This window comes from Kineosporia sp. NBRC 101677, assembly GCF_030269265.1.
Classification (GTDB): Bacteria; Actinomycetota; Actinomycetes; order Actinomycetales; family Kineosporiaceae; genus Kineosporia; species Kineosporia rhizophila.
Map to the genome: position 1 here is coordinate 23,154 of NZ_BSTA01000009.1, position 13,893 is coordinate 37,046.

Consider the following 13,893-nt stretch of genomic DNA (forward strand, 5'->3'; position numbering starts at 1 on the left):
GGACACTACCGGGCCCCAGCGAACCGATTTAGCACGTAGATTGAGGCAGCGCCGTTACGCACAACCTCGACTCGCCCGTAGCACTGCCAATTCATCTCGGGCACGTGTAGCAGCAACATACTCCAGTGAGCGCCGCCGAAGACTAAGATCAGCCTGATCCGCCGCGTCCAGCGCTGCCAGTCGATCGCGCTCGGCAGATGACATCACATCCAAGCCGTGCAGCATGACCCGTGAGAACTCCATGCCCTTGGCTCGGTGCATGGTCATGACCAGAGGCTTCCCGGCAGCGGGCCGTTCGCTGTCCACCGCCCTCACCTCGACGCCTCGTTCGGCCATGGCGGCCACGAACCGTTCGCGCTGAAACTTGTCGCGCACCAGCACCGCGATGGTTTCGGGTTTGTTGGTGTCCGACATCCAGTCCTTCAGGAGCGTAGCGGCATGGTCAAGCCGCCTGGATGCCTCAGGTTCCACGCAGATCTGGGGTTTGGGACCAAGCCGCGCCGACCTATAGGCGTGCTGCTCAGGCTGCTCCTCCAGGTCCAGGTACTCCCCGTCAGCCAGTAGTGCCAGTGCATATTGCAGGTTTTGTGCGGTAGTGCGGTAGTTCAGGGTCAGCCGGCGGGAGCGACCAACAATGTCGATTCCATACCGAGACAAAGGGAAACGGCCTCCGTAGATCCGCTGGTGGGAGTCCTCAGCGATGAACATGTCGTTGGGGCCCGGGCTGGCCAGCGCTCGCAGAAACTGCCATCGGGAGGGGCAGAGGTCTTGCCCCTCGTCCACTAGGACATGGTCAGCGATCGCGCCACATCGATCGGGGGCTAGACACTCGGCGGCGATGGCGGCGGCCTCGGAGTAGCTGAGCGTTCCGTCAATTCGGCTGCGAGCACGGTACGCCTCGACGAGCCCCCAGAGCCCTGTACGCAGTTGGCGGCTGAGAGCCAATCCTCGACCCGGTCGACGCACTCTGAGGTAATCATCGAGGGTCGTGATGCGCTGCGGGAGGATGACATCGGCATATTCAGCGGCTAGGAAAGTCTCGTTTGCGACGGCGGGGGGAAGCTCCGCAGTTGAATCTTCCAAAACCTCTCGCCAGAGGTTGTCCGCGTGCCGCTTGCCGATGTTGGCACGAGTCTCCCCCATGACGGCTTCGACCGCCCCACTCACATGATGGCCGGCCATGCGGAGGACATCAGCTACGAGCGCGTCCACTCCGGCCGCGTGCAACCCTGGATGCCCAAGACCTGCAGCAAGATCGAGGGTCGGATCCAGTTGGCGAACAGTGTCCTTGAGAGCGTCCGAAAGGTTTCGCGTGTAGGTCGTGAGTACGACTCGAGCTCTTGGGTTTTCGAGGATTAGCCTCCTGGCGCGATGTGCGAGTACCACTGTCTTGCCTGTTCCGGCACCTCCGGAGAGTCGGAACGGTCCCTTGGTCGCGACGTCGACGTAACGGCGTTGTTCGGGGTGGAGAAAGACCCTCCAGGCACCGAAATCGCCGGCCTCGATGACTCGCCGCAGTTCCTGCTGGTCATCGATGAAGACGAACTCCCCGCGGGCCGCGGGCTGGGTCAGCGCCTTCAACACTGAATCGTCGTCGGACCCTTCGCGGATGGCGGGAGCCAGCTCCAGTTGCGCCACCAGGTCATCCACCGAGGTACCACCCGCGAGGTCAACCAGCATCATTCCAATCCAGCCTTCGTAACGCGCTGCCAAATCGAGGATCTCGTCGGGGTTCCTTGCCTCCAGGGCAGCATTCACGACGTCGGCAGGCAGGCCCAGACGATTGGTGAGATCAGCTCCCGTGACCCCAAGATCAACGAGCAAGGAGGCCGCCGAAGCCCGGCGCGAGGGCCTGGATCGTTGGGGCGCTGTTCGAGCGCGCTCCCGAGTTAGTGCGCGTGGCACAGGGGTGTCTTCCACCTGGGGCAGCCCGTTGACTGGGTTGACTTTGAGAATCACGCGCCGGGCAACCGTGATCGCATCGTCGTGGGGCCAGACTCCGTGGAAGACGTAGCTGACCTCGCTGGCTCCGTCGATCCGGAACAACACAGCCCGGTAGAATTTGTCTACTCTGCCGGTGCGTACACGCCGGTCGGCGCTGCCGCTGATGGGTTCGATGTGCAAGCCAGGGCTGGTGTCGTCGTCGGCCAGCTTGCCCAGGAACGTAAGGACTCGAGCCTTGACGGACCCGTCCAGTTTGCTGGCCAGCTTGGACATAATGATGGGCATTAGCTGCTGCTCCCGCTCATGGCATTGGCGATGCAAGCAATGTCGGCTTCTACGACCGTCCAGCCCTCGTGCTGCAAATCGGCACGGTCTTGCTCCGTCATGCTGTCCAACGCAACAGCAAGGTGAATCTCCGGCCAGCACATGTCAATTGGAATGCCCTCCCGGCTCTCATGGCCGAGGGTAGGTATGCCGAGGGAACTTTCCGCCATCAGCGCGAGCAGGGAACGCTCCTCATTGGTCCGCGTCTGGTCGAACAGGGCCGTCCATGCGTCCGAAAGTCCCTCGGGTCGCTGCGGGGTTGCCGGTCGTGGCAGGGGTATTCCTGCTGTCACCGGTCCCACCTGGTCCTCAGCTGCCTGGAGTTGAGTGACTGTGGTGATGACGGTCGGCCAGTCGCGCAGGGCAAGCGCGTTCGAGAGCCGTAGCCACTCGCGCCAGGCCGCGGCGTGGGCTTGGTCGAGGCGGCCAGGTCGGTCATCAAGGACCAGAGCAATCCGTAGTTGTCCTTTGTACGGTTCGATGGCCGCTGCAAGAGCTCCAGACCTCCAGACGACAACGCGCCGCATCTCTCCACCGTCAGCAACCGGTGAAAGGTCATGGCCGGTGAGCTCCGCGGCCGCAACCATCGGCAGGCGGGTCAACGTGGGAACTTGCCGCCTGCTTGCCTGAGCGGTGGTCAGCATCAGAGGCACTGCTCGGGCCACCGCTGTCTGGTCTTGGGGGCGTGGGTCGGCGATCCACGCCGTGATCGCCTCGATCGGTCCGCTGCGCAGGAGGTCGTATGTCGCAGGCGATGCCTGTAAGCCCTCCTGCGCCATCGCGGTGCCGACGGCTTGCGCCGAGTACCAGTCCGGTGGGCTGATTGGTTCATCGCCCAGATCGGCTGCCGTCAGGCTAAGGACGTAGCGGCCGGTCTCGCGCAGCACGTTCCGCTTCTGCGCGTCGTCGCCGAGCCGGTTGCAGGCCTCGACCGCGTGGAATTTGCGCCCGTCCGTGAAGATGGCCATGGTGGGGATGGTCGAATCGCTGCTCTGAAGGACGAAGTCTGGCTGGGAGTTCTCCAAGCGTAACTGTGGCGTCAGCGTCCAGCGCCGAGGCGATCCCGGCAGGGTGATGGTGACCGTGGTACCCCACACTCCCGGCGTTTCCTGAAGAGTGGCGCCCGCCTTTCTCAGCCGTTCAAGCAGAACTGAGCGAAACAGCTGCTCGAGATAGGACTCCGGGTCCGTTGCCTGGGGCGGGATGGTGGTGCGTACCCATTCGTGTTCTTCGGGGTCTTCAGCCGTGCCCGAGGTCAGGATGAGTCGCAGGTGTCGTTCGGCAACGGCCCGCGAGACCGAGCGGGCGGGTTGTCCGGAGATGAAGGGCATCAGGCACTGGTGGCAGGCCAGGCGATCCTCTCCTGCACAGGGACAATCTCGGACGATCCGCCATGCCTTGAGCAGCAGGGAGCGTAGCCGTTCCGGATCGGCTAGCTCGGCCAGGTAACCGGTGCCGCCGGGCACCGTGTCGTGCAGCAGGAGCGCATCCAGGTTGTCGCTGCCATCACTGTCCGTTGGATCAATGATGGTGAGGACCCGGATATGATCGGGGTGCCCGCCAAGATGCTCACGCAGGCCGAGCAGGACCGCGGCGGACAGGCTGGGGATGGCGAACTGGTCGCCCAAAGTCATCGAGCGAGGCAGCCGGATCACCAGCCCTTGCGTCGTCAGGGTGCGTGTCAGGGCGACGGACAGGACTTTCTCGGTCTCGGCGGCTCTGTGAGCGCACCAGGGGCGGTGTTCGGCTTTCTTGTTGGTCCCGGCCGTGACGTCCAACTTTCCGCATTCGGCGCAGACACGGAACAGTGTCGCGGGACGCTGCACGCCTGCGATCTGCACGGTGCCCGCGTTGCCGGCCCGGCCCAAATTCACCCACCGAACGTCGACGCGATTCAGGTAGGTCACCCCGAAGGAGATCGCGGGTACGAACCACTGAACCAGCTTTTGGGCACGATCGATGTCCGCGGTCGGGATCAGGACAAATGGTTTGACCTCGCGCTCGTCGCTGCGGTCAGATATTCGGGATTCGTCGCGACGCAGTTCAGAGGTAACCCGCTGCAGTTCGACGACATCCAGGCGCTGGCGTACGTCTGCGAACTCCTGACTGCCGCACCGGGGACACCTGTCCGCGGAAGCAGCCTCGGGTTCCAGATCTGCATCCGCGCTGAAACCGCAGTGCGGGCAGAAGACCCGTGAGCGCACGGACATCTGGTCCACCCCGAGGTCGAGCGCGTCGATGAGAATCTCGAATCCCCTGGCGTAGAACGTCGCTCCGGGGGCGAATTCGGCGATGGCTTGGCTGGCCGAGCGGCGCATCTGCATCGTGTCGGTGTGGAACTCGTGCGTGTCGGGGTCCATCCAGCTCATCCCGACGTCGAGGCCGACCCCGTCGTCGAGCAGGGTGTAGTTGGGCAGAATGCCGTACTCCTCCAAGACAGCGATCCAGTGTTCGCCGCTGAGGTGGCCTTTCTGCGCCCGAGTGAGTTTCAGTGCGACCTGGGCTGAACGTAGCGCCTGCCGGTCATCATTGTCGGCTGCCGGGGACTCGGCCTGGGCCATGAGATCGGGCATTGCCGCCTCCAGCACCTGGATCCGCCGGGTAAGTCCTTCAATGGTGGTGTTCCAGCGGTGGCAGGCCTGATGTAGGTGGGCAGCGAAAGGGCTGGAGCCCGGACCCGCGCGACCGGTGACCCAGTCGTTCAGGGTCTGCTGCGCCTGCGGGGCCAGCTCGTCGCCGAAGGTTGCGATGAAATGCGCCAGGTGCTCAGCAGCGCGCTGGTCGATCTCGGCAATGAGGTGACCGAGGAAGCTGTCCGGGGTGGCTGACCCCAGAACACCCCGGGCCATGCGGGGACGTGGTCGCTCGGGTGTGCGGGCCATCTCGTCGACCAGATGGGCAGTGAACTGACGGCGCAGGATCTCCTCGGCGGACAGATAGGTGGCCGGCGGCCGGACGATGCCGTTAATGACTGACAGGGGTTCGCCGAGCTGGGGCAGCTGCGCACCGCGCCCCGTGACCAGGGCCAGGTTCAACGCGTTGCCCGTGAGCCGACCGGCGCGGCCGACCCGCTGGAGGTAGGAGGCGACGGTACGTGGGAGGGAACTGAGGACGACGGCCGACAGGTCGCCGATGTCGATGCCCATTTCGAGGGTCGGGGTGGCGACGAGGACGTTCGGAGCCTGGGGGTTGTCGCTCGCGGTCTTGAACCCGTTCTCGTACGCGAGGCGATCCTCGTCCGTAAGCAGGCTCGTGTGCTCGCAGGCCACGACGCGGCGCATCTGGCTCGTGGTGTACAGGCGGCGGTAGAAGCCCTCCTCCGTCCCTGCGTTGATGAGGGTTCCGTGGCAGCGAACCGTCAGGCAGGGGCCATCAGCGAGCTGCGCGACGGTGTCCTGGCTGCCGGGGACGATGCTGTGGCAGGTCGTGCAGGTGAGCTGATGGCGCCCGGCAGCAAGATCATCGGACCGGATCAACTCCAGCAGAACACGGCGGGGCGGGATTCCGTAGACACGCGCACCGCTCTTGCTCGTGGTGACCGACAGAATGTTGTCCTGCGCCAGAGCCTCGATCAGGAGCTTGGCCAGAATGCCGCCCTCGGCCCCGTTCACCTTCAGGCACTGGGCGCTCCACCGGGCGTACCAGGACTGGGGGGAGGTGACGGCGTCGAGCCCGTCCGACTTAGGCTCCTTCCCGCCCTGCCCGGTCGTTGTCTTGCCGATGCGGGGGTAGGCGGGAGCTGGCCGCCCGGCGGGAAAGGCCGGCATCCCCTCGTCCCGCGGCCGTCCGCCCCAGATGCTGTACCGGTTGCCGTCATCGGCCCGGTAACGCTCGAACCATGGATGATCGATGGCCCCCTGGGTGCGCATTCGCTCCAGGACGCCGCGCACCCAGCCGACCCGGCGCTCCTCGCCGATGCCGATGAGCAAGAGCTGGTCCAGGCCCTCGATGGCCCGGCGGGCCAGATGCTTCAAATTCGACGCCGGCCCTGCATCAACCTGCGCGGCCACCGTCCCGGTCAGTTCCAGGGTGCGGCCGGTGCGCGATTGCAGCCCGAACTCCAGCGCCGCATCTAGGTGCAGGCGGGTACTGGCTCGGCGTCGCACCTCCGGTGCAACTGATCTCAGGGTGGGGGTGGACCAGAATGGAGCGAAGGACGTGCGGTCGGCACAGTCTGGTGCGACCAGGCGGTATCGGGCGACGGAGTCGTCGCCAGCGTCCCGGATGGCCTCCTCCACCAGGTCGTCCAGGGCGATCCGCCCGGCGCGTACCGCCGCGGTCAGGGCCGAGCGCAGGCTCATCGTGTGCGAGCGGGCCTGGATGAAGCCGGCGCGGTGCGCGGCGTCCTGCACGCTGTCGGTAAAGACCAGAGCCTTCTTTTCCCGGTTGTCTAAACCCGGGGTCGCGAACACCGTCGATAGGGAGACCGACAGCAAGGTGGCGACCGCACTTCCCAGGAAACGGATCCCGTCGACCTGGCCACAGGCCGGGCAGGTATCGGTGGTGGAATCCTTAGCCGCGTCCTGGCCAGTGCTGGTCAGCACAGGCAGCACCCAGCCCTCACGCAGCTCCTCGTCGCTCTCGGCGGGGGCGTTGGTCAGCAGCGTCCGGTTGCGGACTGAGAACCAGTGCATCCCTTCCGCCTCTGGCTCGCGTTGCGACCAGTAGGCATCGGCCTCCGACGGAGCGTGGATCAGGGCACGGAACCGGTCATCGCGCTGCTTCTTCCGCTTGCGGATCGAAGGATCCTCAGGATCCAGATCCGGGCCGGACGGAGCCAACAGAACGCCCCAGCCCGACCGTCCGCAGTGCCGACAGTAGACGGCCGGAAATGAAGGATGGACGTCTGTGCCCTCACCGGTCGTCCGGTCGCCGTCGTCCCCCCAGGCAAAGGCTGTGGCCGAGCTCGCTACCCGGTCGATGCGGCTCAGTTCCCGCACCCACAGGTGCGCATCCAGCGACAACGCCCGCCGTCCGCACCGAGCCCGCACATGGCCCAAAAACGTGAGGGTATGGACGATCAGGGCGGCCCACCCCGGATCGTGATTACCGCCGACGGTCGCCGCCTCGCGTTCCGCCCCCACCAGCTGCGCCACCAGATCATCCACGGCGCAAGCCTGTTCGGTGGCTATTATCAGAGCGTGGACGAGTGGATGCGCCTTCGTCGCTACCAGCAGCAGGTCATCCCCTGCTGAGTCGAACCGACCCGTGGCGGGGTAGGTCTGCTCTCCGTCATCGCCGATGGACGCGTACAGGTAGGCCAGCACCGTGGCGCAGAAGGCATCGGCATCCAGCTCGTTCTCGGCCGAGGGAAGGTTGGCCAGAGCAGCGCGTAACTCGACAACGTCCAGCTGACCGACCGGGCGTGGCACGAGCCCTAGAACAGCGACTTCACCGGCAGCATCTGCGGCCCACTCGGCATACGTGAGTCGGGATTCCGTGATGACCGAGTCCGCATCGAACGTCTCACCAAAGACCGTCCTCGCAAAACCGAGCATGGCCGTGGGGTCCCCGCCGTCTCCGAGCGTTGCCGACGTGGCGACCGGAGTAACTTTCCCCAACGTGACATCTGAGCTTTCGACTGAAGTGCCCCGCTGTGCGGCCAATGCCAGCCCCAAACGGCGCAGGAGCATCGCCACGTCCGTGCCCTGAGCACCGTCGTAGGTGTGAAACTCGTCCAGTACAAGGTATTGCAGGCTGTCCGCACTGAGGCGCCAGAGATTCGCGTCGTCGGCCCGCAACAGCAGCTGATCGAGCATCTTGTAGTTGGTCAGGAGGATGTCCGGCGGACTCTCCCGCATGATGGCACGATCAGTGATGAGCCCCTCCACGCTGACCCGCGACCGAGGCGCCGTCTCCTGCCCGGTGTATAGGCCGGCGGTCACCGATCCCATCTCTGGATGCGCGGCCAGAATGGCTGCCAACCGTTGGGCCTGGTCATTCGCTAGAGCGTTCATCGGGTATAGGATCAGCGCCTTCATCCCGGTGACCCCGGCCAAACGCGCCCGTCGGACGTGATCGAGGATCGGGTAGAGGAACGCTTCTGTCTTGCCCGAGCCGGTCCCCGTCGTGACCAGCGTCGGCTGCGGCCGCCGTGGTTCACCCGTCGGCGTCCTGGAGCTCAACCGCGCGAACGCAGCCGCCTGGTGCCCGTACGGAGTCTGCCCAGCGTACCAATCGAAATGACGCTCCCAACCGGGCTCAGCCGACCGGAAAGGCAGACGCAGCCGTGCGTAAGGCCCCTTGAACATGCCCGACTCAGGATGGGACAGGAACAGATCTAGGGCATCGCGCGCGTCGGCATCCGACAACGCGAACGTGGTCAACAAATAGTCATGCACGCCATCCCGAATAGAACCGGCCTGACGTAGAGGCATTAGCTCGGTCATGGGACGCGAACATCCAGTTCGTCAGCGAACACCTCATAGGCCTTGCGCATGTCGGCCTCACGATCGAGGGTGATGAACGGCAACTCGTAGGTGTACGTGTTGCCGGCCTGGTTGGTCGCCGCACGCTCAACTTCGCTAATCCGATTCCCCTTCTTGCGCCAGACCGTCAGGACCGAGTTGGGAACTCGGCGGCCGTTGGCGTCGTAGAAGTAGGTGTTGCGGTCGTAGCCGTACAGGACGGGGAACTGGGTGCGGTAGATCGTGCAGAGTTCGTCAGCGGTCAGGCCCAGGCTGAGCGCTACCAACACGTCAATCTCTGTCTGGGCTTGACGTCGATCACACGCTCTACGAAGAGGACTTGCCTGGCTCCATTCTGCATCGACTTCGCCGAGAGGATTGCGCCCGGGGTACGCCATCCCTCCGACCCAATACTGCTTTTTCATATGCAAATTGAAGGCCTCACCCCAGAGGTCCGAATATGCCACAGTAATCGCGTTTAGCCGAAGCATTCGCAATGCGAAATGCTGATCGGTCGCTCCGGCCGCAAGACTAGGAAGACGATTCACCGCACTAGCTCGAATTGTCGACTTTGGCACTACCCGCACGACTGAATCCAAAACAAGCGAACCAAGAGACGCCGCAATAATGAGCAACTCGGTTGCTGTCGCTTGAGGCGCACAAGCCGTAACTACGCCGTCGACGTGAGCGCATCCCGGGGGGACGAGAGCCGGGATAAGGGTCCTTTCACCGGTGTTCGCAGCCATGCATCGCCAGGCGATCCGATAGTGATCACGCGCCGGATTCGGCTTCTCTGGCGTCCCCCAGTCAGTGTAGGCGGCATCGTATTCGTCTCTGCTACCGCGAGGCTTGTATGCGGTCACAGGTGTGGCGTCGGCGGGCAGGGTCTCGAGGTCTGTCGCCGACCAGTCCTGATTATGTTTCATGCTCTTGTTCGGATTCTTGTACATCGGGGTGTTCACGAAAAGATGAGGGCCTTGGAGGATCACGTCGTCCCAGGAGGACGGGCTCCCCCACTCGCTGTCGAACCTTCCCTTCTTTCGATCGATCGACTCATCCCAGCCGCGCGAAAACCGCAGCCCCAGACCGGCGATCCGCGGCCTCTTGGAAAGCTTGGCAAGAACCGACGCCGGCGCAGCGCTCACGGTGTACACCATCCGCGACGCCTCCACCGGGACCGTTTCATCCTCGAGGAGCTCGTGCCAAGTTTTCAGGGTGTCGGCATTGACGCGCAAGATCCTTTTTCCATGGGGTCGCTGATCCCAGTTCCCGTCCGGATCTTTGAGGCCAGGCTCATCTCCGGACCCATCATGATTCTCCGAACGGGTCACGGTGTCCGGGTGATAAAGACCAGCTGCCATCCTGAAGTCCACGATGCCTCGGTTCGCTCCGTATACATGCACCCCATACACAACCTGGTCATGAATTTCGAAAAGAAACAAAGCGTTGATGAATTGCCAGTGGCGCCGCAAACGTTTATATGTCTCCGTCCGCAAAACTGCGGCTTTTTCATCAGTAAAATGCGTTTCCGGATGAATGAGCCCGACCAGTCCGCGGGCCGACACATGTCGCCAGGTCTGCTGCATGAAGCAGCGATAAAGGTCCGGTTGCAGGCCAGCAGAGAAGACATACTGAGCTGGCGATGCGACGAACGCTGCGACGCAGGCGGACTCCACGGTCCCCTCAATGACCTGGTCCCGAAGATCTGGCAGCGTTAGCGTGGTTTCGCGTTTCGCAGCAATCTGCGTCTGCGTGGGTTTGACCGCGAGCTTGAACCACGGGTCTCCCTCGGAAAGCAGGGCATCCACGTCGGACCGAGGCCGCACCCACGGCGGATTCCCAACCTGCAGATCAAACCCACCGCGTGCCATGACAGGCGCAAAGTCCAAGTCCCAGTGAAAGAACGCGCTGTTGCGCGACACGCGCTCGCAGATCTGCAGCCACGGATACCGTGTCAACACGTCCTCGATGGGTTGGGCGCCGGCCAGCTCAAGATCGATTCTTTCGGCCAAGCCGAGGTCCGCCCAGGCCACGGTTCCGGTGGCAAGTGTTGGCTGGCTGTGGTCCATCAGGCCAATGCCGAGCAGAGCCTGAAGCGCTGAAATCCACTCGCTCAGGCTTGGCGGGCGCGCCTGACCGACGCCTCCGTCAACGGCCAGCTCCCGCTCGGTCAGGGGCCAGAACCACAACGCGGTCCAGGCGTCCATGACCCGACGCAGACGACCGTAAGCCCCGTCGGGATCGTGCAGGGCTGCCTCGATGTCGGCGCGTTGGATGTCACCGCCGGCAGGCAGGCTTGCGCCCCAGACCTCGATGTCCCGGCGGATCTCGCGCTCGGCGATTCTGAGCCGCTGCAGAGCGAAGGCCCACAGCTGCTCGACCCGTCGTCCTAAGGCCAGCAGGTCTCGGGTCTGCTGCTGTGAAGGAGCGACGAGGACGCTGCGGCGCCATTCTTGGAGGAGGGCCTGCTGAGCTTGCCCGGCCAGCGGTTTGGCCTCCTTGGCGTCCACGGCCGAGCCCCAGCCCTCGGTGGGCAGGAGGAAGTGATGGATGACGCCGCCGGCTTGAGTCCCCACTTGGCCGGAGTCCAGTTCGCTGGCTAGGCCGCTGAGTGGTAGGTCCTCGGGGACCGCGCTCAGCCACGCCTTCTTCGTCAGGTCCTCGGCATGAAAAGCTGCACGCCGGGCGCCGATTAACGAGTTGCCACGGCGCAGGTGGAGTCCGAACCAGGGGGCGGGTAGGCCGGGAACCATGGTGGCCAGCCAGATGGTGATTTCGGCCAGTTCGATCGCGGTGGCGTTCAGGTCGACGCCGTACACGTTGTGCAGGGCAAGATATGCCTTGACCTGCTGCGGGCCCACTCCAGTACGGGATGCAGTGGAGCTAGATAATGCGACTCCGGCCAGATGCAATCGCTTTGGTCGTCCAGGGCTGCGGCAAGCTGCTGTTCGCCGCGTTCTCGGGTCGTGGCCAGCTTCAGCAAACGGGCCACGTGTCGCTCGCTCAGGTAGTCCTGGGGCAAGACCTCCAGGCGCTGTAGGAGATCGTGCGGGGGCACCAGCTCGGCGACGCCGTGATTGTCATGCCGGCGCCAGGCGACACCGGAGTTGTCGGCCGGGCTACCGGGGTTGGTGTATGCCTCGTGCAGGGCCTCGTCGAGAAAGGTCAGCGTGTCGGCATACAAGCCGGTGCCCTGCCATTCTGGCGCGAGCGCACCCACCGCCGGCTCCCGCGTGGCCTTGGTTTCGTCATTTTCTTCAGCTACGCGCCAGAAGAAGGCGTCGAAGTCGTCCCCAGCGAGCACCTCATCCGGCGTGCGGACAACGTCCTCTAGCTTCTTCTCACCAGCCAAGACACGACGGATCATCTCTTCCTCGGCTTCGACGTTGTGGGCGCCGATCAGCGAGGCGGCATCGCCCAAAGCGCGGTGTGCCTCGTGCTCGCGTTCGATGAGCTTGGCGAGGATGCGGACATCGCCAGCGAACTGCTCGCCAGAGGGGTCAAGAACCAGAGTGGTGATGCGAGGGGGGATCTTCTGTCCGTAACGGTCAATGCGGCCGTTGCGCTGCTCGATCCGGATCAAGCTCCAGGGGATATCGAAGTGGACCAGCTCGTGGCACTGCAGATGAAGGTTGACACCCTCAGAAGCGACGTCCCCGGTGACCAGCACCCGGATGGGTGAGGACTCCTTCTTGAACGACTTCACCAGGTCCAGTTGCTTGTGGTCTGGCAAGCCCCCGTGCAGGACGGCAACTGCCCCCTCGCCCAGCCGCAGATCCTTCTGAATCTGCTTGCGGAGCCACCCAAGAGTCTTGACCCGCTCGGCAAAGACCACGACACGCATCGAGGAACCAGGCCCGACCCCGGTGTCGCTCAGATGCCGCAACAGCGCCTTGTACTTGCCTGACGGGCTGGCCAGCGCCGTCGTGGTCAGACCGAGGAGCCTGTCCAGGGCTTCCAGCTCAGCCTCACTACCGGGCGCGTCAGTCGCGCTGACGCGCTTCATCCGCTCCTGGATGGTCTCGGCAAGGGCAGCTGGCGAAGACAAGAAAGCCTTGGCCAGCGTCCAAGGAAACAAAGATGCGGTCTGTCCGCTGTAGGGGCTACGCCCCTTCCCCGGATGCAGCCAAACCCGTTCCAGCTCGTCAGCCACGGCGTCCTCGGCCGGGCTGGGCTTGACCGGAAGAAGCAGTGGATCCCGGCGCTCGGCCCAGTCCGCGCCGACGACCTGGGCAACTTCGGGGCTGCTGCGGTGCCGCCTAATCACGAGGCGCTTGACCTCGTCCTCGATGAGACTTCCGTCAGGGTGCACCGCACTGGGGTCGAGCAGCCGGATGAGTTCAGCGAAGGATTCGGCGCGACCGTTGTGCGGGGTCGCAGAAGCCAGGATGAGCGCGTCGCTGGTACGAGCCAGAAGCCGCGCCAGCCGGTTGTTCAGCGTCGCTGTGTTCGTGAGGTTGTGGGACTCGTCGATCACCACGGCGTCCCACCGGTGCTTGGCCAGAAAGGCCACGTACTTGTCAGACTTCAGCGTGTCGATCGAGATGATCGCGCGCTTGAAGTAGGCGAACGGGTTGCGAGTGGCGGGTAGCTTCTGGCGGACCCGCTGGATCCCTGCGGAATCCAGACGAACGAACGGCAGAGCAAAGCGTGACCAGAGCTCATGCTGCATCTGCTCTAGGACATGCCGGGGTGTGACCACAAGAATCCTGTCGCCCCGGCCACGACGCACCAGTTCGGACAGAATCATCCCGATTTCGAGGGTCTTTCCGAGCCCCACCGCATCAGCCAGCAGGATGCGGACTCGAAGGTTCGCCGGGTCGAGAGCTTTACGTACGGCGCTCTGCTGGTAGGCCAGCGGCCGGGCCAGCCCCTGCGTGGAGGCCGTGAGCGCCTCTTCGGTCATCGCGACCGCGGTCTTGCGAAGAGTGGCTTCCAGCCAGAGCCGAGATGACCTGTAGCCGGGGGAACCGTCAGCGACCACTGTCGCGGCCGCTGGATCCAGCACCTCGATGCGATCAAGAGAGGTGTAAAAGCTGGCTTCGACCTCACGGACAAGTTCGCTCAGTCCTTGAACGTGCAGCAAAGCGCCGCCAGTCGTTGGTTCGGTGGCGGTGACAAGCCACTCCTCGTCGCGAACCACCACGATCGAACCAGGTGCCGCACCTACAACTGCTGTCGCCCCCATGAGTCCTCCGGTCGCATCTTGCCGGAAATT

3 protein-coding genes and 1 pseudogene are annotated in these 13,893 nt (G+C 64.1%); all 4 read right to left on the reverse strand.

The features are described from left to right. Positions 1 to 54 precede the first annotated feature (54 nt). Positions 55 to 2,229, reverse strand: a complete 2,175-nt coding sequence (locus QSK18_RS24595; RefSeq protein WP_285623792.1) for a UvrD-helicase domain-containing protein — start codon at positions 2,227 to 2,229, stop codon at positions 55 to 57. Further along, a complete protein-coding gene (locus QSK18_RS24600) occupies positions 2,229 to 8,657 on the reverse strand; it encodes a DEAD/DEAH box helicase (RefSeq protein ID WP_352396639.1) in 6,429 nt (2,142 codons plus the stop codon). Before QSK18_RS24600 ends, QSK18_RS24595 begins: the two co-directional genes overlap by 1 nt. Further along, positions 8,654 to 11,527, reverse strand: a pseudogene (locus QSK18_RS36305) (class I SAM-dependent DNA methyltransferase); the annotation flags it as partial. The gene QSK18_RS24600 and the pseudogene QSK18_RS36305, both read right to left, overlap by 4 nt. After that, the gene (locus tag QSK18_RS24610; RefSeq protein ID WP_502894260.1) at positions 11,476 to 13,863 is read right to left on the reverse strand and encodes an SNF2-related protein; all 2,388 of its coding nucleotides are present in this window, start codon (positions 13,861 to 13,863) and stop codon (positions 11,476 to 11,478) included. The pseudogene QSK18_RS36305 and the gene QSK18_RS24610, both read right to left, overlap by 52 nt. Between the last annotated feature and the right edge of the window lie 30 nt (positions 13,864 to 13,893).

Bases quoted from the DNA above. Each gene is read 5' to 3' on its own strand.
- QSK18_RS24600 (WP_352396639.1), bottom strand. From the start codon at position 8,657: ATGACCGAGCTAATGCCTCTACGTCAGGCCGGTTCTATTCGGGATGGC.
- QSK18_RS24595 (WP_285623792.1), bottom strand. From the start codon at position 2,229: ATGCCCATCATTATGTCCAAGCTGGCCAGCAAACTGGACGGGTCCGTC.
- QSK18_RS24610 (WP_502894260.1), bottom strand. From the start codon at position 13,863: ATGGGGGCGACAGCAGTTGTAGGTGCGGCACCTGGTTCGATCGTGGTG.